Source organism: Rhodopseudomonas palustris BisB18 (genome assembly GCF_000013745.1).
GTDB classification, from domain to species: domain Bacteria; phylum Pseudomonadota; class Alphaproteobacteria; order Rhizobiales; family Xanthobacteraceae; genus Rhodopseudomonas_A; species Rhodopseudomonas_A palustris_F.
Genome location: NC_007925.1, coordinates 918,866 through 940,329, shown reverse-complemented (window position 1 = coordinate 940,329; position 21,464 = coordinate 918,866). Strand labels below are relative to the sequence as shown.

Genomic DNA, 21,464 nt, shown 5'->3' with positions numbered 1-21,464 from the left:
AGGTCCTTTCGTTGAAATTCTTGCAATTCAGGCGCCGGGCGGCGCGCTTTCCGGTTCGTAGTCGCCGGTGACCAACAGCCGACGCAGCAATTTGCCGACCGGCGATTTCGGCAGCGCGTCGACGAACACGAAGCGCCGCGGCCGCTTGAAATTGGCGAGGCCGGAGGCCTGGCAGAATTGCTCCAGCTCGCGCTCGCTGATCGGCGCGCTGCGCTTGACGAAAGCGGCGACGATCTTGCCCCAGCGCTCGTCGGGCAGCCCGACCACGGCGACCTCGGCGACGGCGTCGTGCAGCGACAGGCAGCTCTCGACTTCAACGGGCGAGACGTTCTCGCCGCCGGTGATGATCATGTCGTCGACCCGTCCGGTGACGAACAGGTCGCCGTCGGCATCGACAAACCCGGTGTCGCCGGTGAAGTACCAGCCTTCGCGCAGCGCCTTGGCGTCGGCTTCCGGCCGCCGCCAATAGCCCTCAAAAGCTTCGTCGCTGGAAAGATGCGCGATGATCTCGCCCTCTTCGTCAGGCGCGGCGACGTCATTCACCGAGCCGGCGTTCAGCTTCACCACCCGGATGTGCTGATTGATGCCGGCGCGGCCGGCCGAGCCCGGCTTGGCGACCGCGTTCTGGTCGATCGCAAAGGTGTAGATCTCGGAGCTGCCGTAATGATTGACGAACAGATCCGGCTTGAACGCCGCGTCGAGGGTTTTCAACAGCCCGTCGGTCATCGACGCGCCGGCGAAGCCGAGCTTGCGCACGCTCGACACATCGCTGCCGGCGAAATCGGCGTGATACACCAGGTCGTGATACAGCGTCGGCACCAGATAGAGATTGCTGATGTTTTCCGCCGCGATCAGCTGCAGCGCCTGGCGCGGATCGTAGCGCGGCAGGCAGACGAAGCAGCCGCCGATCAGCGACATCGCCAGCAGCGAGCGCACCCCCATGGTGTGATAGAGCGGCATCACGCCGAGCGTGCGTTCGCCGCGACCGTAGAGATTCTGCGCCACATGGGCGACCGCCGCGGCGCGCTCGGCGCGATGCCGGCGCGGCACGCCCTTCGGCTTCGAGGTGGTGCCCGAGGTGTAGAGCATGATCGACCAGGCCTCGGCGCTGACCCGCGGCAACGCATCGGCGGCCTCGGCGGCAATCATGCTGGCGAAGCTGAACGACTTGTCGCCCGGGCTCGCGTCCGCATCGCCATCGAGCGAGATCCGCCGCAGCGATTGCGCGAGCTTGGATTGCGCCACCGCCTCGGCGCTGACGTCCTGATAGACCACCGCGCAGGATTCCGAATTTTCGATGCAGAAATCCAGTTCGTCGGCCTTGGCGCGCCAGTTGATCGGGGTGATGACGATGCCGGCGAATTGGCAGGCCCAGTGAATCGTCGCGGCTTCCCAGCGGTTTTGCAGCGCGGTGACGAGGTGATCGCCGGGTTTCAAGCCGATCCGATCGAACGCTTCGACCAGCGAGGAGATCTTGCCGTACCATTGCAGGTAGCTCAGCCGCAGATCGCCGTCGACGATGGCGATGGCATCGGGATCGCGCGCCACGCTGGCGACAAAACTGCGTCCGAGATCAAACATCGCGATGGTCACTCCTGGAAAGCTCGGCGAGTTCGGCGGCCGCTTCCAGCGCCGCCTTGACGATCGGCGTGTAGCCGGTGCAGCGGCAGAGATGGCCGCTTAGCAGATCGCGGATCTCGGCTTCGCTGGGCTTCGGATGGGCGCGCAGAAAGTGATCGAGCGACATCAGGATGCCGGCGGTGCAGAAGCCACATTGCAAAGCGTGGTTGCGGCGGAACGCCGCCTGCAACACGCCGAGCGGGTCCGGCGCCGGCGCCAGTCCCTCGACGGTGCGTAGCTCGCAACCGTCGATCTGCACCGCGAGCGTCAGACAGGCGCGGGTGAGCTGGCCGTCGACGGTGATGGTGCAGGCGCCGCAGACGCCGTGTTCGCAGCCGACATGGGTGCCGGTGGCGCCGATGGTCTGGCGCAGGAAATCGGTGAGTAGCAGCCGCGGCTCGGCTTCGCCCTGCACCGGCTTGCCGTTCAGCGTGAAGCGCACCAGGTGGCGCTGCGCGGAGGACAGCCTTGTCATTGCAGCACCTCGCGCAGCAGGTCGCGGCCGATCAACCGCACCAGATCGCGGCGATAGCGCGCGGTGGCGTGGACGTCGTCGCGGGCGTCGAGCTCATGGGCGAAGCCGTTCAGCGCGTCGTCGAGCGCGGAGCCTTGCAGCCGCGGCCAGTCGCGCGCGGTCGGCACGTCGGCGACGCCGCCGACCGCAAAGCGCACGCCGTCCTTGGTGGCGACCGCGGCGCAGGCTACGATGGCGAAATCGCCGTGCCTTCGCGCCACTTCGCGGAACGCGCAGCGCGCTGCGGTGGCAGGAAACGACACCGCCTCGATGAGTTCGTCGTCGGCGCGCGCCGTCGCCATCATGCCGGCGAAGAATTCGCGCGCGGCGACCTTGCGCTGCTTGCCCGCGCTGCGCAGATGCAGCTCGCCGCCGAGCGCGACCAAAGCCAGCGGCAATTCGGCGCTGGGATCGGCATGCGCCAGCGAGCCGCACACCGTGCCGCGGCTCCTCGTCTGGGCGTGGCCGGTCCACGGCAGGGCTTTTGAGAGCAGTGGCAAAGTTGTGGCAAGCTGCGGCCAGGCCAACAGCGCCGCCTGCCGCACCCCGGCGCCGATTTTGACGCTGCCGGACTTCAATTCGATCTGATCGAGCTCGCGCAGCCGCATGATGTCGATCAGCACTTTCGGGCGGGCGAGCCGCATGTTCAGCATCGCCATCAGCGACTGGCCGCCGGCGATGATGCGGGCGTCGCCGCCGTGCTGCGCCAGCACCTCGAGCGCTTCGCCGACCGACTCGGCGCGGACATAGTCGAACGCCGCCGGCTTCATCGCGACCACCCCACGAGTCGCAGCAGCCGCGTCAGCCAGGAGTCGCTCGGCACCGGCTTGCCGCCGGCGGTGGCGGCGAGAGCGGTGAAGAACCGGCCGATGATGACGCGCGTCGCGCCGTCGAGCAGGCGTCCGCCGATGCTGGCGACCTTGCCGCCGATCGCCGCCTCATAGACGTAAGTCATCGTGGTGCCGCCGTTGCTATCAGGCGCAAGCGTGATGCGGCCCTCGCCGCCGCCGAAGCCGAGCGCGCCCTCGGCGGTGCCGCCGAGCGTCACCGCGCGCGGCGGATCGAGATCGGAGAGTTTGACGTCGGCCCGATAGCGCCCGGTCACCGGGCCAATGCCGAGCGTCACCTCGGCGCGGAAATGCGTATCGGAGATTTTCTCGACCCGCTCGCAACCGGGGATCACCGTCTTCAGCGTCTCCGGATCGAGCAGCATCGTCCAGACCTGTTGCGGCGGCGCGCCGACCGACGCGCTCCCCTCGCCGCGCAGCTTACGATCGGTGCCGCCGGCGCGTGGTGGTGCCGGCGCACGGCCGCCGGCCGGCGCCGCGCGCTCATCTCCGCGTAAAAACTGCGCCAACCGCGCCGGCACCAGCGGCAGGGTGATGTCCTTGATGCCCAGCGCGTCGGCGACTGCGTTGGCGACGCACACCGGCGTCGACATGCAATTGCCTTCGCCGACGCCTTTGGCGCCGAGCGGGGTGAACGGCGACGGCGTCTCCATGTGCAGGATCTTAGGCTCCGGCACTTCCATGGTGGTCGGCAGCAAGTAATCGGCGAGCGTGCCGGTGAGGAAGCTGCCGTCCGGCGCGTAGGCGTATTCCTCGTACAGCGCGGCGCCGATCGCCTGCGCGAAGCCGCCGCGGATCTGGCCGTCGACCATGCCGGGATGCAGGATGGTGCCGCAATCGTGCATGGTGACGTAGCGATCGATCTTAGCTTCCAGCGTGACCGGATCGATCTCGACGCCGCAGAAATCGAAGATGAAGCCGTGGCACAGCGAGGAGTTCACCCGGTCGGCGTCGTCCGGCGCCGCCAGCTCCGGCGGCGTCCAGAACACTGTTTCGCGCAGCGTGTTGCCGATATCGTCCGGCAACGAGCCCGGCGACCAATGGCTCAGCGCGGCGAGCCGCGTGAACGCAATGCTGTTGTCGGGGTTGGACTTGGAGCCGACCCGACCGCCGCGGAACACCACGTCGGCGACGTCGATGTTCAATTGACTCGCCGCAACGCGCGCCAGCCGTCCCGCCAGCCGACCCGCGGCGAGCTTGGCGGTGCCGGCCACCGCGGCGGCGAAGCGGCTCGCGTAGTTTCCGGATGCGATCGACCAGGCGTCCTTCGCGGTGTCGATCTCGGTGTTGACGCGGACATCGGTGGGCGCAACGCCGAACACGTCGGCGACCACCTGCGACAGCACGGTGCGATGGCCCTGGCCTTGCGGCACCGAAGCGACGTGCACGGTGATGCCGCCGACCGGATCGAGCGCCACGGTGGCGGTCGCCTGCGCGCCGTTCTTCGGCCCGGCCTTGCGGCGCTCCGCCGCGGTCAACACCGTGGTGATGTAGCCCATGTTGGAGACGCTGGGCTCGACCACCGCGGTGTAGCCGATGCCGTAGAGCCGGCCCTCAGCGCGCGCCGCATCGCGCCGCGCCTTCAACGCGGCGAGCCCGCCGCCGTCGACGCCGCGCGCGATCGCCTCTTGGTAGTCGCCGGAGTCCAGCAACGCGCCGGTCGCGGTGCGATAGGGAAACGATCCGGCCGGAACCAGATTGCGTTTGATCACGTCGAGCGGATCGAGCTCGAGTTCGACCGCGATGCGCTGCAGCAGCCTCTCTAGCGCGAAATACATCTGCGGGCCGCCGAAGCCGCGGTTGAGCCCGGTCGGGGTCTTGTTGGTGACGACGACGCGGTTGCGCACCGCGACGTTGTCGATCGCATAGGCGCCGGTGAGATTGCCGTGCATCCGGTACAACGTCGCCGGCTCCGGCGCGCGCAAATGCGCGCCGCAATCCTCGACCTGATCCCAGTCCAGCGCCATGATCTTGCCGTCGGCGGCGACGGCGGCGGCGATGCAGGTGGCGCGGTTGGTCGCCGACACCGAGGCGGTGAGATGTTCGAGCCGGTCCTCGATCCACTTCACCGGGCGGCCGACCACACGGGAGGCCGCAGCGATCAGCACGATGTACGGGAAAATTCCCTGCTTGATGCCAAAACTGCCGCCGGAGTCCGGCGGGGTGCGCAGCCGCAGCCGATTGCCCGGCACCTTCAGGGCGCGCGAGATCACCGCGTGGATGCTGAACGGCCCCTGGAAATTGGCCAGCACGTCGTAGGCGTCTTCCGCGGCATCGTAGTCGGCGACCACGCCGTAGGTTTCGATCGGGGTGCAGGAATTGCGCGGGTACTTGATGGCGATGGAAATGCGATGCGGCGCCTCGGCGAAGGCGCGTTCCGGATCGCCGTAGCGGAAGCTGCGATCGCTGGCGACGTTGCCGGCAAAGCCGTCGTGCAGCACCGGCGCGTCGGCCGACAGCGCGGCAAGCGGATCGATCACCGCCGCACGCACCTGGTAGTCGACCTCGATCAGATCGACGCCGTCCTCGGCGACGTAGCGATCGGTCGCAACCACGATCGCCACCGCCTCGCCGACGTAGCGCACGCGACCGACCGCGATCGGCCAGCATTGCACCGGCGCCTTGACGCCGACCACGAGGCTCGAGGTCAGCGCGGTGATATCTTCGCCGGTGAGCACCGCGACGACGCCCGCGGCCTGCTTTGCGGCCTCGGTGCGGATCGCGACGATGTCGGCGTGGGCGTGCGGCGAGCGCAGGATCGCGGCGTAGAGCGTGCCGGGCCGGGTTCCGAGATCATCGATGAACCGGCCGCGCCCGGTGAGCAGGGCGCCGTCTTCGACGCGCTCGATCGAACGGCCGACCCATGGACGGTCGACATCGATCTCCGTTGCCGCTGCTGCGGGTTGCGCCATCCTGACCACTTGCTCCCGATCGCGCTTGTTATTCGCGCGTGAGCAATCTTGTCAGCAGATCGGCGCGGCAAGCCAGACCGCCCGTGCTCAGCAATTACCAAACCGTCTCATTCGCGAGACCCGCGAGCTATCAGCTCGCCAGCCGCGACACGTTGCGGAATTCGCGCGGCCCGACGCCGGAATGATTGCGGAAGAATCGGGTGAAATGCGCCGGCTCGGCGAAGCCCAACCGCTCGCCGATTTCGGCGAACGACGCATCCTGATGCAAAACCGCCTGCACCGCATGTTCCATCCGCACCACGTTGAGATAGACCTTCGGCGGCATGCCTTCGGAATTCTCGAACAGCCGGAAGAAATGCGCGCGCGACAGCCCCGCGGCCTTGGCGAATTTGTCCATGTTGGACGCGTGGCCGGCTTCAGCGCGCATCGCGTCGATCGCCCGCCTGATCCGCCAGTCGCGCCCGGTCACCGCCATCTCGCGGATCGAGGCCGGGAAGCTGCGCCACGGCGTGAAGCGCTCGATCACCGCCACCATCAGATCGGACAGCAGCGTTTCGTGCGCGGACACGCTATCGGGCCGCGACATCATCTCGGCGGCGAGCGCCATGCTGAGGTTGCGAATCCGCGGCGAGATTTCGCCGCTGGGCTGGCTGAAGAAACCCGGCGCGCCGCTCGCCGCCCAGCCGGGACGAAACCGCTTCAGCCATTGCGGCTCGACATAGAGCGCCAGGATCAGCGTGCAGGGCCGGCTCGGATCGTGCACATAGGCGTGCGGTTGCCAGCCGTTGACCAGCACCGCGCTACTATCGGTCAGCGGATAGACCTGATCGCCGACCGCGAACTGGGTGTCGGCGCCTTCGACCTTCAGCAGGACGTGGCAATGCGGATGGGCGTGGCGCACCAGCGAACAATCCATGTCCAACAGCGCGACGCGGCCGAATTCGCCATGGGCGATACGCAACGCAGTCGACATCGCAACCTCCGCTCATGCGTTGGTCTTCCAGGGGATCAGTCGGCGTTCGATCTCGTCGAGCACGATCGAGAACACGAAGCCGAGGATGGCGATCACCAGGAGCCCAACATACATTGTGTCGACGGTCAGCACCTGCCAGGCGTTCCAGATCATAAATCCGATGCCGTCGTTGGACGCCACCATTTCCGATATCGCGATCAGGATCAACCCCATGCCGGCGGCGAGCTTGATCCCCGCCATGATCGAGGGCAACGCGCCGGGCAGCGCGATGGTGCGGAACACCTGCCAGCGGCTGGCGCGGAAGTTGTGCCCGACGTCGAGATAGATCCGATCGAGATTGACCACGCCGACCATGGTGTTGATGACGATCGGATAGAACGCGCCGAGCGCCACCATCACCACCTTGGAGAGTTCGCCGAGCCCGAAGATCAGCAGCACCAAGGGCAGGATCGCGCTTTTCGGAATTGGGTAAGTCGCCGAAATCAACGGATCGATCGCCACCCGCAGCGGCCGCGAGATCCCCATCGCCAGCCCCAGCAGCAGCGCCGGCACGCCGCCGAGCAACATGCCGAGCGCCAGCCGCCGCAGGCTCGCCAGCGTGTTGTCGAGCAGTTCGCCGGAGGCGATCAGCACGCCGATCTGATGCACGATGCTGGAGGGCGGCGGAAAGAACCGCACGTCGATCAAACCGAGCCGCCCCGCCGCCTCCCACAGCAGCAACAACCCCAGCGGCGTCAAGATCCCGATTGCGCGTTCATAGCCCTTCAACCCGCGGTTCATGATGCACTGCCCTCCAGCTGCCGCGCGCGATTGACCTCTTCGCGCAGCTGTTCCCAGATGTCGTAGACCAGTTCGCCATAGGCCGGCTTGTGACGCAGCTCGAGCACGTTGCGCGGGCGCTCGAACGGCACGTCGATCAGCGCCTTGGCGCGACCGGGATTGGCTGTCATCACCATGATGCGATCGCCGAGCGTCACCGCCTCGTCGACGCTATGGGTGATGAACACCACGGTCTTGCGGGTGGCTTCCCAGATCCGCAGCAGTTCTTCGTGCAGCAACAGCTTGTTCTGCTCGTCGAGCGCGGAGAACGGCTCGTCCATCAAGAGGATCTCCGGATCATTGACGAAGGCGCGGACGATCGACACCCGCTGCTTCATGCCGCCGGAGAGTTGATGCGGATAGCGATCACGAAACCGCCACAGCCCGATCCGCTCCAGCCAGACCCGCACGGTGTCGATCACCTCGGACTCTGCGACCTTGCGCATCCGCAGGCCGTAAGCCGCGTTGTCGAACACCGTCATCCAGGGAAACAGCGAGTCGCCCTGGAAGATCATCGAATTGGTCGGCCGCGACGGATCGACCTGGCGGACGTCGACGCGGCCTTCGCTCTGGTGATCGAGGCCGGCGAGAATCCGCAGCAGCGTGGTCTTGCCGCAGCCGCTCGGTCCGACGATGACGAAGAATTCCCCTTGCGGAATCTCGACGGTGATGCCGTCGAGCGCCACGAAGCCGGAGGTGCCGAAATATTTCCGCACCCCCGACAGCGAGATCTGCGTCGGCCGCGGCGCCGCCGCCGCCCTGTCGTGCACGATGTGAATCGCCGCCATGCTGCCTCCGTTGTTTCAGTTCGGCCGGTACGGCCCGAGTTGCTTGACCGCGTTGCTGGCGAACGCCATGTCGACGACGTCGCCGACCACGACCGGCTTTTCGATTTGGCCCTGCTCGACGAAGAACTTCAGATCGTCGGCGAGGCTCTTCATGTTGACCGCGCCGTCCGGCGAGATGCCGTTCGGCACCATGGTGTCGAATAGCTTGCGGTTGCTGAGCCCGGTGGTCTTCATGATCAGATCGATCAGCTGCTGCGAACCGGGGCCGTTGAAGAGGCCCTTGTTGGTGGCGTCGTTGTAGACCCGCGAGGCCTTGACGTAGGCGGTCATGAAGCGCTGGCCGACATCGCGGCGCTTGGTCAACAGCTCGGCGCCGTAGAGCAGGATCGCGACCTGCTGGCCGGGATACAGCGAGGCATCGGAGAACCGCACCGCGACGCCGCTGTCGACCGCCTGGCTCGCCGATGGCTCGGTGGTGATCGCGCCGTCGATCGCTTTCGACGACAGCGCCACCACCTGCTGCGGATAGCTCATATTGACGTTGTCGGCGTCCTTGTAGGTCAGCCCGCCCTTGCCGAGCGCCACCGCGAGCTTGGCGTTGGTGGCCGAGCCCGGCCCCGCCGCGGCGAGCTTCAGGCCCCTGAGATCGGCCAGCGTCTTCACCTTGCCGCTGTCGATCAGATCCTTGCGCAGCAGCAGCGGCATGTAGTCGTAGGCCGCGGCGGTGGAGCCCTTGTCGGCGACGATCTTGACGCCGAGGCCGCGGCCGACCGCGTTGAACAGCCCGGCCGAGGAGGCCCCTGCCCCGATGTCGATCTGCCCGGCCGCGAGCGGCGCGATCATCCGCGGCCCGGAGTCGAACGGGATCAGTTCGACCTTCAAATTCTGCTCGGCGAAGAAGCCGCGCTCCTGCGCGATGTAGAATACCACGTCGCTGATCACCTTGTTGACGCCGACCTTCAGGGTCACGGCGTCTTCGGCGCGCGGCGCAGCGCCGCCGGCCAACCAGGCGCAGGCACCCACCATCGTCAATAGTGCAGCTCGTCGCTTCATGCGTCGCCTCCCAAAAATCCCGGCTTGTGCCGGGTTGAATTAGTTGCGTCAGCCGCAGATGATCCGCGCCAGCGCCGCCTTCGAGTCGCTCTGCAGCACGCGCGACAGATCGACGTCTTCCAGACCATGGACGTGAATCCGCTTGAACACCATCGGCTCGGCTTCGATCGGCTTGGTGGCGTCGAGCCCCATCTTGGCGCTGATGCCGCCGTCGCTGGTCGGATCGAGCTTGGAGCCCTGCGCGCCGGACACCACCAAGAGATCGCGATCGGCCTGGAAGCGGGTCGCGATCGCCCATTCGATCTCGTGCGGATCGTCGATATCGACGTCCATGTCGACGATCACCACCTGCTTCAAGTCGTAATGTCCGCCGAACGCCCCCATGATGATGTTCTTCGGCTCGCCATTGCTGGTCTTGTCGATCTTGACCACCAGGTGATAGCGGCACACCCCGCCGCGCGTCAGCCGGACGTCGCGCACGCTGGAAAAGCTGCGTTGCAGATGCTCCAGCAGCGTCGCCTCGCGGGGGATTTCGCCGAGCACCAGATGCTCCATGCCGCCGCCGACGATGGTGTGGAAAATCGGGTTGGCGCGATGGGTGATGGCGTCGACCTGGATCACCTCGCGATCGGCGCGCGGGCCGTAATATTGCGGGAATTCGCCGAACGGGCCTTCCGGCTCGCGCAGTTTCGGCAGGATGCGGCCCTCGATCACGATCTCGGCGTGCGCCGGCACCCGCACCTGATTGGTGCGGCACTTCACCATCTCGATCGGATGGCCGAGCAGCGCGCCGGCGATTTCCATCTCGTCTTCGTCGACCGCGGCGATCGCCTGCGACGCCAGGATGCAGGCCGGATGTACCCCGATCACCAGCGCGATCTCCAGCGCCTGCCCGGCCTGCTCCGCCATCTTGAAGTAATGCAGCGTGTGACGCGGCAGCAGCAGCACGCCGATCCGGTCCGGGCCGCTGACCTGGCAGCGATGGATCGAGACGTTCTGGATTCCGGTCACCGGATTGCGCGCGATCAACAATGCGGCAGTGATATAGGGCCCGCTGTCGTGCTCATTGTGCTTGGGGATCGGCAATTGGGTCAGTAGATCGACCTCGCGGTGGATCACCTGCTGCGCCGGGGCCTCGTCGACTTCGACCCACGGCAACGGGTGCCGCACCGCGTCCTGAAACCGCGTCAGCAATTGATCGGTCGGCACGCCGAGCGAGTCGGCGACCCAGCTGCGGTCGGCGAAGATATTGGCGACCACCGGGATCGCGTGCTGGCCGGGCTGCGGAAACAGCACCGCGGTGTCGCGCTCGAGCGTCTTGGCCACCGCCGCCAGTTCGTCGATCAGCGCAACGCCGCTGCGCGCCAGCGCCAACCGGCCGCAGGCTTCGAGCTGCCGCAGCCAGCTGCGCAGATCCGGCGTGGCGTTGTGCCCGGCGAGGGCGTGGAGGCTGCTTGTCTTGGTCATCATGTCCTCTGGCGAAACGATGGCGTGGATGCCGGCATGTCAGTTCGGCTGATCGGTCGGCGCGCGGCGGCGTTTCAGCTCGGGGTCTTCGCCCCAGCGCGGCGCCACGCCGACGTCGATGTCGTAGAGATCGAGCACCCGCCCCACGGTGTGGTCGACCATGTCGTCGAGCCCGTCCGGCTTGGCGTAGAACGCCGGCACCGGCGGGGCGATGATCGCGCCGATTTCCGACAGCGCCGTCATGGTGCGCAGATGGCCGGTGTGCAGCGGCGTCTCGCGCACCATCAAGACCAGGCGGCGGCGCTCCTTCAGCGTGACGTCGGCGGCCCGCGTCAGCAGCGTGGTGGTGACGCCCGAGGCGATCTCCGACATCGAGCGCATCGAACACGGCGCCACGATCATCCCCATGGTGCGGAACGAGCCGGAGGCGATCGCAGCCGCCATGTCGTCGATCGCGTGATGGACGTCGGCCAGCGCCTTGACCTCGGCGATCTTCAGCTTGGTCTCGTAGGCGAAGGTGATCTCGGCGGTCTTCGACATCACGAGGTGAGTCTCGACGCCGGCGTTGCGCAGCAACTGCAACAGCCGTACGCCGTAGATCACGCCGGACGCGCCGGAAATGCCGACGACCAGGCGTCGCCGCGAAGGCTGCATCATGGTTTCCACCCAAATCCCTTGTTCCCCGCGTCATCGTTGCTCGAACGCGGGGCCAGACTTGAAAGCGTACGCGCCGCCGCCGATCACTGCAAATAATAGATTTTGATTTTCTCGATCATCAGAAGTGATGGTAGGGTCGCGACGACGGGAGGCTTCGCCATGGATTTCAAGCAGATGCAGTATTTCCTCTGCCTGGCGCAGGAGGGCAACGTCACCCGCGCGGCGCGGCAGCTCAACATCGTGCAGCCGGCGCTCAGCATGCAGATCGCCAAGCTGGAAAAATCCGTCGGCAAGCAGTTGTTCTATCGCCAGGCGCACGGCGTGGCGCTGACCGCGGCGGGCGAAACGCTGGTCAAACTCGCCGGCTCGATCATGCAGAACATCGACCACGCCCGCGAGGAGATGGCGCGGCTCGACGGCACGATCTCCGGCCGGGTCTCGATCGGCATGATCACCTCGGCGGCGCAGAGCACGCTCGCCGCCTCGTCGGCGAAGATCGCGGCACGCTATCCGGAGATCCAGCTTCTGGTCTGCGAGGGCTATACCGAGATGCTGCTGGACTGGGTCGCCGCCGGCCAGCTCGACATCGCCATCGTCAACATGCCGCCCGGCAAATCGACGCTCACCGCGCATCACATCCTCGACGAGCAGATGATGCTGGCGCGACGGCCCGGCAGCGCGCTGGTGCTGCCCGCGATCGTGCCCTATGCGCGGCTGAAGGACATCGACATCGTGATCCCATCGCGGCGCCATGGGTTGCGCCGCATCCTCGACGCCGCCGCCGCTGAAGCGGATTTCAGCCTGAAGCCGCGGCTGGAGATCGATACGCTGTCGGCGATCTGCGAGGTGGTGGCGACCACCGACCTTGTGACCGTGCTGCCCGGCATCGCGCTGCACGCAGCGCTCGCGCAAGGCCGGCTGCAGGCGCATCGCCTGAAAAAGCCGGCGATCTCGCGCGCCGTCGTTTGGACCACCCATCCGCGCCGGATCGTCTCGGCGGCGATGACCGCGGTGATGGAGATCATCTCCGCGGATCTGTTGGCGGCGGCGAAACAAGCCTCGCGGCTGACTTTCACAGCACCGCGATGACGTCCATCAGCCGGGCGCGGTCGGCGGCCTCCTTGGCATTGCCGGTGAGCACCACGGCGCCGCGCTCCAGCGCATAGAAGCGGTCGGCGACGCCGAGCGCGCCGTCGACATTCTGCTCCACCAGCAGAATGATGGTGCCGGCCGCCTTCATTTCCTTGATGATGGCGAAGATATCGGCGGCGATCATCGGCGCGAGGCCTTCGCTCGGCTCGTCGATCAGCGCCAGCCGCGGCTGCCCGACCATGATCCGCGCCATCGCCAGCATCTGCTGCTCGCCGCCGGACAGCGTGGTGCCGGCCTGCCGGCGCCGTTCGGCGAGCCGCGGCATCCGCTCGTAGATCAAATCGATCTCGCGGTTCTGTTCGGCGCGGCTGCGGCCCTTGCGCTGCATCAGCCCGAGCTTGAGATTTTCCTCGACGCTGAGGCCGGGAAAGATCCGGCGGTCTTCCGGCACGAAGCCGACGCCGTGGTGGCAGACCTTGTCGGCGGTGAGACCGTCGAGCCGCTGGCCGTCGAGCGTGATCGCCCCGCCGGAGGCCGCGACCCAGCCCGCCACCGCCTTCATCAGCGTGGTCTTGCCGACGCCGTTGCGGCCGAAAATGCCGATTACCTCGCCGGGCGCGGCCTGAAGCGACACGCCCTGGATGATGTGCGACAGCCCGTAATGCACCTGAAGCTGATCGATGCTGAACATCATGCGTGCCCGAAATAAGCTGACTTCACCGCGGGATCGGCCCGCACCACCGCTGGCGCGCCTTCGGCGAGCTTGCGGCCTTGATGCATCACCACGATGTGGTTGGAGATATCCATCACCACGCCGATGTCGTGTTCGATCAACAAAATAGTAACGTCGCGCGCCAGATCGCGGATCAGCGCTGCGGTGTCGGCGGTGTCGGAATGACTCATCCCCTGGGTCGGCTCATCCAGCAACAGGATGCTGGGCTCGGTGGCGAGCGCCACCGCGATCTCGAGCCGGCGCTGTTCGCCGTGCGACAGCGCGCCGGCGAGCTCGCCGGCTTTCGGCCCCAGCGCGAAGCGGTCGACCAGTTCATGCACCCGCGACAACGCTCGTTCGCTGCGCGAGACCGGCAGCAGAAACCGCCCGGTGGTTTCGAGGCGCTGGGCCGCCAGCCGCAGGTTTTCGAACACGGTGAGCTCGAAGAACAGATTGGTGATCTGGAACGAACGCCCCATCCCGGCGCGCTGCATCAGATAGGGCGGCCGCCCCGTCAGATCGACGCCCCGCAGCATGACCTTGCCGGAGCTCGGCCGGATCATGCCGCTGATCAGATTGAACAGCGTGGATTTGCCGGCGCCGTTGGGGCCGATGATGGTGGTGATGGCATTGGATTCGGCGTCGAACGAGACGCCGTCGACGGCGCGGATGCCGCCGAAGCGGACGCCGAGCCCGCGGACTTCCAGCACCACGCTCATCGCTTGCCTCCGCGCAGCACACGCTCGACCAGCGGCCGCACCACGCCCATCAGGCCTTTCGGCAGGAAGATCACGGTGGCCATGAACAACAGCCCGATCACGATCAGATGGTGTTCGGTGAGCGAGCCGATCACCGATTTCAGCACGGTGAGGATCACGCCGCCATACAGCGCGCCGGCTAGCGTGCCGACGCCGCCGATCACCACGGTGATCACCGCGTTGCCCGAGGTGGTGAAGAACAACAGTTCCGGCGACACGAAGCCGCGCAGCATCGGATACAGCGCGCCGGACAACGAGGCAATCACCGCAGCCAGCACATAAGCCGACAGCCGCAGATTGCGGGTCGAATAGCCGAGCGACGGCACCCGGCGCTCGTTGGCGCGCAACGCCAGCAGCACGCGGCCGAACGGCGTATCCAGCAGATAGGCGCAGACCGCGTAGAGCAGGACGATGAAGCCGAGCGTGAACAGGAAGAACCCGGCCGGCGAATTCGACATCACGGTGAATACGCCGAGGTCGATCGGCACCACCGGCACGCCGATCAGCCCGTCGGAGGCGCCGAGCGAGCGGGTGTTGTAGACGGCGCGGGCTGCGACCTGCGCCAGCCCGAAGGTGACGAGGGCGAAATACACCCCGCGGACCCGGTTGGCGATCAATCCTGCGAGAAAGCCGATCACCAGCGAGACCAGCAAGGCCGCGGCCATCGCCGCCCAAAACGACGGCACTTCTTTCAGCACCACCGCCGAGACGTAGGCGCCGAGCCCGAAATACAGCGCCTGGCCGAGCGACAACAGCCCGGAATAGCCGAGCAGGATATCCACCGACAGCGCCAGCCCTGCGAAGATCAGCGCCTCGGTGCCGAGCCGCAGAAAGAACCGGTCGTCCTGCAGCACCCCGACCGCGGCAAAGATCAACGCGGCAACCACGAACAGCGCGACCAGCACGTGGCTCGCGCGCATCGCAAGGCCGAGCCGGTCGATCACCCGCACCGGCCGCGCGGGCGCCTTGATATCAACGATGTGGGTATCAACCATGACCGAGCCGCCCGAACAGGCCCTGCGGCCGAAGCACCAGCACCAGCACCATGATGCTGAACACGATCGGATCGCTCCACACCGGCGACACCACCAGACTGGAGAGCGCCTGCACCTGGGTGATTACCAGCCCGGCGACCACGGCGCCGGCGATCGAGCCCATGCCGCCGACGATCACCACGGTGAAGGCGAGGAAGATGAAGTCGCGGCCCATGGTCGGGAACACCGAATAGATCGGCGCCAGCAGCACGCCGGCGAGCCCGGCCAGCGCCACGCCGAACGCAAAGGTGCCGGCGAACACCCGCTCCACCGGCACGCCGAGCGAGGCCGCCATGTTGCGGTCGAAGGCTGCGGCGCGCACCATGGCGCCGAACCTGGTCTTGTTGACCACGATCGCCACCGCGATCACGATCGCGGCGCCGAGCGCGATCAGGAACATCCGATAGGTCGGCAGGATCACGCCCATCACCTCGATGGCGCCGGGGATCGGCGTCGCCGGGCGCTGCGTGGTCGAGCCGAACACCACCTTCAGCCCCTCCTCCAGCACGAGACCGAGGCCGAAGGTCAACAGCAGCGTGGTGACGTGGCGATCCGGCATGTTGAACACCCGCTGGATCAGTCCGCGTTCGACCACATAGCCGATCGGCATCATCAGCAGCGGCACGATCACGATCAGCAGCCAGAAGCTCACGCCCGAGGCGCCGAGCGCCAGCGCCAGATAGGCGCCGAGCGCGTAGAACTCGCCATGCGCCATGTTGATGACGTCGAGCAGGCCGAAGATGATGGTGAGGCCGAGCGCCACCAGCACCACCGCCATGCCGAGCGACAACCCGGTCACCATCTGCGGCGCCAGCACGAACTGGATGTAGTCGAGAAACATCGTCAACCGCCCTCACCGATGAGATTTCGGCCGCTGCCGGCGGCGCGTGAACCGCGCATCGCCGTGTTCAAAACCGCTTGCACTCGTCGGGGCCGATGGCTTCCTCGCCTGAGACATTGCCGACGATCTTGAACTGGCCGCCGTTGACGCGGACCACATACATCGGCTGGATCGCCTGGTGATCGCCGGCGCGCATGGTCTTCTTGCCCTGCGGCGTATTCCACTCCAGGCCACGCATCGCCTCGCGCACCTTGTCGGTGTCGGTGGACTTCGCCTTTTCGACCGCCGCCTTGTAGAAATAGATCAGGCCGTAGCTGTCGGCGCCGTACAGATCAGGATCCGATTTGTTGGCGGCCTTGAACGCGGCGACGAAGGTCTTGTTCTCCAGCGTATCGATCTGCGTCGAATAGCCGACGCCGGTGCCGAAGCCCTCGGCGGCGCCGCCGATCGCGGCGATGTTCTGCGAGGTCACCGTGCCGGACGCGCCGACCACCAGCAGGTCTTTCAGCAGTCCGAAATCCTGCATCTGAGTCAGGAGGCGCACGGTGTCGTTGCCGGCGACCGAGGTGTAGAGCACTTCCGGCCGCGCCTGGCGCAGTTGCCCGAAATATTGCGTGAAGTCCTTGCTGTCGAGCGGCGCGAACACCTCGCCGGCCGGCACGGCGCCGAGCGCCTCGACGGTCTTCTTGAAGGTCGCCACCGTCGAGCGGCCCATCTCGTAGTCGGGGCCGAGGAAATACACTTTGGCTTTGGGTTTCTGCTTGATCACCCAGGCGGCGAGCGCGGTGGATTGCTGGCCGGCGCGGGCGTTGACGCGGAATACGTTCGGCGAACATTTATCGGTGGTGATGGAATCCGCGAACGACACCGTGGTGGCGATCAGCTTGCCGGCGCGCTCCGCGGTCTGTCCGACCGCGAGCGTCGAGCCGGAATTCACCGTGCCGGTGAGGAAATCCACCTTCTGCACGTCGAACAGCTTCTCGGCCTTCTGCACCGCGACCGAGGGGTTGGCTTCTTCGTCCTCGAAGATCAGCTGCACCGGACGGCCCATGATGCCGCCGGCGGCGTTGACTTCGCTGGCCGCAAGTTCGAGTCCCCAGCGCACCTGCTGGCCGATCGGCGTGTAGGTGCCGGACAGCGGCGTGACCACGCCGATCTTGATCGGGTCGGCCGCGAATGCCGGCGCGGTCAGCGCCGTGGTGGCGCACAAGCTCGACAATATGAGTGTTGTCCTGATCACGGCGTGGTCTCCTCCGGGTGAATTCTTGTCGCTGCTGCGGCACTCTGCTGGTGCTGCTTGGATCGCGTCTCATTCGGCTTGGTGGTGCAGGTGCTGCGTCCGCCGAGCCGATCGCAATCGATCCCGTGCATCAGGATCGCTTGAGCGAATGTTGTGAAATAACCCGGGGACGGCGGCGATACCGGCCGTTCTTACGACTTACCAATCGGTCTCATTATGTTCGCTGCACCGCACGCCATCGCATCCGGACCTCCCCGGCGGCAGCGGGCGAACCGGTCCGACACCGTGGTGACCCGTTCGTGGCGCCAGTTGCGACGCATAGGAAGCGGAAGCGGGCCGCCGGCGATGGTTCGCCGCGGCGCGAGGAACTATGGTATCGCCCCGGGTTAGCCGCTTATGGCGCGCGGCAGGCCCGGCCCGTCATTCCGGGGAACGAGCAGCATCAGCTGCGCGTGAACCCGGAATCCATAACCACCGCAGGGAGTATAGATTCCGGACTTGCTCGTTCTTCGAACTCGCAATCCGGAATGACGACGACATTTTTGTTGGATGATTCAATCCTAACCGAAAATGCTCTAGCTAGTCCGACGTTCCGCTCGAACGCAAGTGATGAGGCATATGATCTTCGATGGCGCCGTACGGCGCCGAGGACGCGGGCGATGTAATCGAACACGGCTGCCCTTGCCAGGTTGCTGCGAGGTCAGCATTTTCGTCGAATGCGCATGGTTCCGACCACGCGCCGAACCGGCGGAGGTCCTTGAAGCCATTGTCCGCACGAAGCGGCGTCATCCTGAGCAATTCCTCGACGAAGTGACTGGCAATAGGCTGCAGCGTGCGATCGGCCTTGCAGATGATGCCGACACGGCGATTGAAATGGGGTGGATCGATGGGTTTGAAGCTGAGGCCGGCCATGTTCCCCGCTTCGACGGCCGTGGACGGCAGAATGGCGACGCCGACACCGGCTCGTGCCATGCTGAGCGCCGTCGACATGTAATTGGTCTCCATGACGATATTCAGTTCGCAGCCTTCTCGCGCCATGGAGCGCTCGAACAACACCCTGACGCTACTGTTTTTCCGCGTCACAACGAGTGGACAGGATGCGACGTCTCTGACGTACACGACCGATGCAGCTGTATTCAAAGGATGCTCGACGGGGAAGAATGCGCACAGACTATCGGACAAATAGTCCTGCACTTTGATGCTTTTGTCGGCGCTGAAATGGGTGCCAATGCCAAAATCGACTTCCTCGGCCTTCACCAGCTTGATGATCTCTTCGCCGACCACGTCCCAGACGTCGATGATGATGCCTGGATTTTGCTCGCGAAAGTCCTTGATCCCGCGCGGCAGAAAACTGGCGGCCACCGAGGGCAGCGCCGCCACCCTGATAATTCCGCGCTTGGCATAGGTGAGATCCGACGCGGCCAACAGAACCTCGTCCATGTTCAAGGACAGACGTTCCATCAGCGGCAATATGTTGCGGCCGGCCGGCGTCAGTTCGACCCGGCGTTTGTCGCGATCGAACAGCCGGATGCCGAGCTGTTGCTCTAACTGATTGATCTGCACCGTCAGCGTGGGCTGCGAGACATTCAGTTCTTGGGCCGCACTGGTGAATTTCAGGTGTCGCGCGAGCGCCAGAAAGGCGCGAACCTGCCGGAAGCTGGGAGGAAACGTCATGATGAACAGTTGCTCTCTCGCATATGCGTTGAGTGCGTCGCAGATCGACGAAATCGTTGTAAATCAGATCCCTCACTTCTGGAACGACCAGGATTGAAATCTAGCAATAGCGGATGGAGCTTGGCGGCGGATTGATCCTTGTCATGAAGGAGGGCTAAACCGCCCGCCCGGGTGAACGAGCGCATCTTTCGTAATCACGTCGGTTCTGTCGCTTGACCCTTCGGTCTGGTGGTCCGCGCGATCCGGGATCGACGCTGGATCATCGCTTTCCTGTCTCAAGCATGGCCTGCGCCTCACTCCGCTGCTGCGGCGGCGGGCCGGTTGTCGGCGTCGCGGGCGGCGGCTTGGATCGCGGTGAGCGCGATGGTGTAGACGATGTCGTCGACCAGCGCGCCGCGCGACAGGTCGTTGACCGGCTTGCGCAGCCCCTGCAGCATCGGGCCGACCGAGATGACGTTGGCCGAGCGCTGCACCGCCTTGTAGGTGGTGTTGCCGGTGTTGAGGTCGGGGAAGATGAAGACGTTGGCGCGACCGTCGAGCGGGCCGCCCGGCGCCTTCTGCCGGCCGACGCTCGCCACCGTGGCGGCGTCGTATTGGATCGGGCCGTCGACGATCAGATCCGGGCGCAGCGCCCGCACCTTGTCGGTGGCGCGGCGCACCTTGTCGACGTCCTCGCCGGCGCCGGACGCGCCGGTCGAATACGAGATCATCGCCACCCGCGGCTCGATGCCGAACGCCGCGGCGGAGTCGGCGGACTGGATCGCGATCTCGGCGAGTTCGTCGGCGGTCGGATCCGGGTTGATCGCGCAGTCGCCATAGACCAAGACCTGGTCCGGCATCAGCATGAAGAACACGCTGGAGACGATGCTCGATCCCGGCGCGGTCTTGATCAGCTGCAGCGCGGGACGCACCGTCGAGGCGGTGGTGTGAATGGCGCCGGACACCAGCCCGTCGACGTCGTCTTCCGCCAACATCATGGTGCCGAGCACCACGGCATCTTCCAGCATGATCTCGGCCTGCAGCTTGGTGAGGCCCTTGGCCTTGCGCCGCTCCACCAGCGGCGCGACGTAGCGGCCGCGCTGCTGCTCGGCGTCGACGATCTCGACGCTGTCCGGCAGGTCGATGCCGTGCGCCGCGGCAACCTCGCGGATGCGGTCCGGCGCGCCCAGCAGCACGCAGCGGGCGATGCGCTTCTCGGCGCAGATCGCGGCGGCGCGGATGGTGCGCGGCTCTTCGCCCTCGGGCAGCACGATGCGGCGGCTCGCCGCACGCGCGCGCTCGACCATGCGATGCCGGAACACCGGCGGCGGCATCAAGCCGTCGACCGGCAGGTTGAGACGATCCGCCAACGGCGCGGTGTCGACCTGCTCGGCGATGAACGAGATCACCCGCTCCATGCGGTCGGCATCGGCGCGGTTGACGTGCGCCGACAGGTTGGCGAGCTTCGAGGCGGTGATAAACGTATCATCCTCGGTGCAGAGCAGCGCCAGCCGATCGAGCGGCGCCGCCGCCAGCACCGCCGCGACCTCGGGCGCCGGACGCCCGCCGCAGGTGAACACGAAGCCGGCCAGCGGCATGCCGCGCTGCGCGACTAACGCTGTTGCGAGGATGGCGTCGCTGCGATCGGCCGGCGTCACCACCAGGGTTCCGGGGCGCAGATCGCCGAGCAGCTTCTCCGCCGAGCGCGCGGCGACCACCACGGTCTGCACCCGCGAGCTCTCGATGTCGCCGCGGTTGAGGATGCTCAGCCCAAGATCCTCGGCGATGTCGATCAGCCGCGGCGCGCGCAGATGCGCGGCGCTCGGCACCGCGGCGAGAATCCGCACCGGCGTCGCCGAGCCCTTCAGCGTCAGCGCGCCGAGCGCGGACAACGCCGTCGCCGCCGCGGCGTCGGCGCAGCGGTTGATCAACAGGCCGGCGATCGGCCGACGGCCATCGTCGCCATATTGCTCGGCGGCGGCGGCGGCCTTCGCGGCCAGCGCCGCCGCGCTGTGCGCGCCGCCGGCCAACACCGGAATGAGATCGGCGCCGAGCGAGCGGATGATCTCGATGTTGAGCCGCGTGGCGATCTGGAAATCGACGTCGGGGATCAGCCCCTCGACGATCACCACGTCGCAATCGGCGCGCACGGTTTCCACCATCGACACCACTTCTTCCATCAGCCCGCCGAGCTGGCCGGAGCGCACCATCTCGGCGGCATGATCGAACGCGATCGGATCCGGCGCGGCGGCCCCGCACAGAGTGCGGGCAAAATGCGGCGCCAGATCGAGATCGCCGGCATGCGCCTCGGGCTGCGCGACCGGCTTGACCACGCCGACCCGCACGCCGGTGAGTTGCAGGGCCCTGACCAGCCCCAGCATCACGGAGGTGAGCCCCGCGTCGCGGGACACCGGAACGAGATAGAAGGTGCGATGGCGGGGGAGCGTGTTCATGGCAGTCATCCGGTGATCGATCGACGAGCG

General features: G+C 66.3%; 18 protein-coding genes. 1 reads left to right on the top strand and 17 read right to left on the bottom strand.

Annotation, left to right across the window (positions count from 1 at the left end; all coding sequences use genetic code 11):
• Window positions 1–27 precede the first annotated feature (27 nt).
• The 10 genes from RPC_RS04280 to RPC_RS04235 form a co-directional block, all read right to left on the bottom strand.
• Complete coding sequence (locus tag RPC_RS04280; RefSeq protein ID WP_011471329.1) at window positions 28–1,581, bottom strand: AMP-binding protein; 1,554 nt, start codon at window positions 1,579–1,581, stop codon at window positions 28–30.
• Window positions 1,574–2,095, bottom strand: coding sequence for a (2Fe-2S)-binding protein (locus RPC_RS04275; RefSeq protein ID WP_011471328.1), 522 nt, complete (start codon window positions 2,093–2,095; stop codon window positions 1,574–1,576). The genes RPC_RS04280 and RPC_RS04275 overlap by 8 nt, the downstream gene beginning before the upstream one ends.
• A complete protein-coding gene (locus RPC_RS04270) occupies window positions 2,092–2,904 on the bottom strand; it encodes an FAD binding domain-containing protein (RefSeq protein ID WP_011471327.1) in 813 nt (270 codons plus the stop codon). Before RPC_RS04270 ends, RPC_RS04275 begins: the two co-directional genes overlap by 4 nt.
• Window positions 2,901–5,894 (bottom strand): xanthine dehydrogenase family protein molybdopterin-binding subunit, encoded by a 2,994-nt coding sequence (locus RPC_RS04265; RefSeq protein WP_011471326.1) that lies wholly within the window; start codon window positions 5,892–5,894, stop codon window positions 2,901–2,903. The genes RPC_RS04270 and RPC_RS04265 overlap by 4 nt, the downstream gene beginning before the upstream one ends.
• A 130-nt stretch (window positions 5,895–6,024) precedes the next feature.
• A complete protein-coding gene (locus tag RPC_RS04260) occupies window positions 6,025–6,867 on the bottom strand; it encodes an AraC family transcriptional regulator (protein ID WP_011471325.1) in 843 nt (280 codons plus the stop codon).
• 12 nt (window positions 6,868–6,879) lie between these two features.
• A complete protein-coding gene (locus tag RPC_RS04255) occupies window positions 6,880–7,647 on the bottom strand; it encodes an ABC transporter permease (protein ID WP_011471324.1) in 768 nt (255 codons plus the stop codon).
• Window positions 7,644–8,474, bottom strand: a complete 831-nt coding sequence (locus tag RPC_RS04250; RefSeq protein WP_011471323.1) for an ABC transporter ATP-binding protein — start codon at window positions 8,472–8,474, stop codon at window positions 7,644–7,646. The genes RPC_RS04255 and RPC_RS04250 overlap by 4 nt, the downstream gene beginning before the upstream one ends.
• Window positions 8,475–8,489: 15 nt before the next feature.
• The gene (locus RPC_RS04245) at window positions 8,490–9,527 is read right to left on the bottom strand and encodes an ABC transporter substrate-binding protein (RefSeq protein ID WP_011471322.1); all 1,038 of its coding nucleotides are present in this window, start codon (window positions 9,525–9,527) and stop codon (window positions 8,490–8,492) included.
• 48 nt (window positions 9,528–9,575) lie between these two features.
• Entirely contained in the window at window positions 9,576–10,994 is a 1,419-nt protein-coding gene (locus RPC_RS04240; protein WP_011471321.1) for a UbiD family decarboxylase, read from the bottom strand.
• Between the two features lie 39 nt (window positions 10,995–11,033).
• The gene (locus tag RPC_RS04235) at window positions 11,034–11,651 is read right to left on the bottom strand and encodes a UbiX family flavin prenyltransferase (protein ID WP_011471320.1); all 618 of its coding nucleotides are present in this window, start codon (window positions 11,649–11,651) and stop codon (window positions 11,034–11,036) included.
• A gap of 159 nt (window positions 11,652–11,810) precedes the next feature.
• Between RPC_RS04235 and RPC_RS04230 the strand changes: the two genes are divergently transcribed.
• A complete protein-coding gene (locus RPC_RS04230) occupies window positions 11,811–12,740 on the top strand; it encodes a LysR family transcriptional regulator (RefSeq protein WP_011471319.1) in 930 nt (309 codons plus the stop codon).
• Here RPC_RS04230 and RPC_RS04225 read toward each other — a convergent pair.
• The 7 genes from RPC_RS04225 to pta form a co-directional block, all read right to left on the bottom strand.
• The gene (locus RPC_RS04225) at window positions 12,724–13,437 is read right to left on the bottom strand and encodes an ABC transporter ATP-binding protein (RefSeq protein WP_011471318.1); all 714 of its coding nucleotides are present in this window, start codon (window positions 13,435–13,437) and stop codon (window positions 12,724–12,726) included. The genes RPC_RS04230 and RPC_RS04225 overlap by 17 nt on opposite strands.
• A complete protein-coding gene (locus tag RPC_RS04220) occupies window positions 13,434–14,174 on the bottom strand; it encodes an ABC transporter ATP-binding protein (protein WP_011471317.1) in 741 nt (246 codons plus the stop codon). The genes RPC_RS04225 and RPC_RS04220 overlap by 4 nt, the downstream gene beginning before the upstream one ends.
• Window positions 14,171–15,208, bottom strand: coding sequence for a branched-chain amino acid ABC transporter permease (locus RPC_RS04215; protein ID WP_011471316.1), 1,038 nt, complete (start codon window positions 15,206–15,208; stop codon window positions 14,171–14,173). The genes RPC_RS04220 and RPC_RS04215 overlap by 4 nt, the downstream gene beginning before the upstream one ends.
• On the bottom strand, window positions 15,201–16,088 hold the full coding sequence (locus RPC_RS04210) for a branched-chain amino acid ABC transporter permease (RefSeq protein ID WP_011471315.1): 888 nt from the start codon (window positions 16,086–16,088) through the stop codon (window positions 15,201–15,203). The genes RPC_RS04215 and RPC_RS04210 overlap by 8 nt, the downstream gene beginning before the upstream one ends.
• Window positions 16,089–16,155: 67 nt before the next feature.
• Window positions 16,156–17,328, bottom strand: coding sequence for an ABC transporter substrate-binding protein (locus RPC_RS04205; protein ID WP_011471314.1), 1,173 nt, complete (start codon window positions 17,326–17,328; stop codon window positions 16,156–16,158).
• Window positions 17,329–17,907: 579 nt separating this feature from the next.
• On the bottom strand, window positions 17,908–19,002 hold the full coding sequence (locus tag RPC_RS04200) for a LysR family transcriptional regulator (protein WP_011471313.1): 1,095 nt from the start codon (window positions 19,000–19,002) through the stop codon (window positions 17,908–17,910).
• A 293-nt stretch (window positions 19,003–19,295) separates the two neighbouring features.
• Window positions 19,296–21,434: a phosphate acetyltransferase gene (gene pta / locus RPC_RS04195; RefSeq protein ID WP_041801377.1), complete on the bottom strand. Its 2,139-nt coding sequence runs from the start codon at window positions 21,432–21,434 to the stop codon at window positions 19,296–19,298.
• Window positions 21,435–21,464 lie beyond the last annotated feature (30 nt).

Coding starts and splice junctions, on each gene's coding strand:
- RPC_RS04280 (WP_011471329.1), bottom strand. CDS start 1,581: ATGTTTGATCTCGGACGCAGTTTTGTCGCCAGCGTGGCGCGCGATCCC.
- RPC_RS04275 (WP_011471328.1), bottom strand. CDS start 2,095: ATGACAAGGCTGTCCTCCGCGCAGCGCCACCTGGTGCGCTTCACGCTG.
- RPC_RS04270 (WP_011471327.1), bottom strand. CDS start 2,904: ATGAAGCCGGCGGCGTTCGACTATGTCCGCGCCGAGTCGGTCGGCGAA.
- RPC_RS04265 (WP_011471326.1), bottom strand. CDS start 5,894: ATGGCGCAACCCGCAGCAGCGGCAACGGAGATCGATGTCGACCGTCCA.
- RPC_RS04260 (WP_011471325.1), bottom strand. CDS start 6,867: ATGTCGACTGCGTTGCGTATCGCCCATGGCGAATTCGGCCGCGTCGCG.
- RPC_RS04255 (WP_011471324.1), bottom strand. CDS start 7,647: ATGAACCGCGGGTTGAAGGGCTATGAACGCGCAATCGGGATCTTGACG.
- RPC_RS04250 (WP_011471323.1), bottom strand. CDS start 8,474: ATGGCGGCGATTCACATCGTGCACGACAGGGCGGCGGCGGCGCCGCGG.
- RPC_RS04245 (WP_011471322.1), bottom strand. CDS start 9,527: ATGAAGCGACGAGCTGCACTATTGACGATGGTGGGTGCCTGCGCCTGG.
- RPC_RS04240 (WP_011471321.1), bottom strand. CDS start 10,994: ATGACCAAGACAAGCAGCCTCCACGCCCTCGCCGGGCACAACGCCACG.
- RPC_RS04235 (WP_011471320.1), bottom strand. CDS start 11,651: ATGATGCAGCCTTCGCGGCGACGCCTGGTCGTCGGCATTTCCGGCGCG.
- RPC_RS04230 (WP_011471319.1), top strand. CDS start 11,811: ATGGATTTCAAGCAGATGCAGTATTTCCTCTGCCTGGCGCAGGAGGGC.
- RPC_RS04225 (WP_011471318.1), bottom strand. CDS start 13,437: ATGATGTTCAGCATCGATCAGCTTCAGGTGCATTACGGGCTGTCGCAC.
- RPC_RS04220 (WP_011471317.1), bottom strand. CDS start 14,174: ATGAGCGTGGTGCTGGAAGTCCGCGGGCTCGGCGTCCGCTTCGGCGGC.
- RPC_RS04215 (WP_011471316.1), bottom strand. CDS start 15,208: ATGGTTGATACCCACATCGTTGATATCAAGGCGCCCGCGCGGCCGGTG.
- RPC_RS04210 (WP_011471315.1), bottom strand. CDS start 16,088: ATGTTTCTCGACTACATCCAGTTCGTGCTGGCGCCGCAGATGGTGACC.
- RPC_RS04200 (WP_011471313.1), bottom strand. CDS start 19,002: ATGACGTTTCCTCCCAGCTTCCGGCAGGTTCGCGCCTTTCTGGCGCTC.
- pta (WP_041801377.1), bottom strand. CDS start 21,434: ATGAACACGCTCCCCCGCCATCGCACCTTCTATCTCGTTCCGGTGTCC.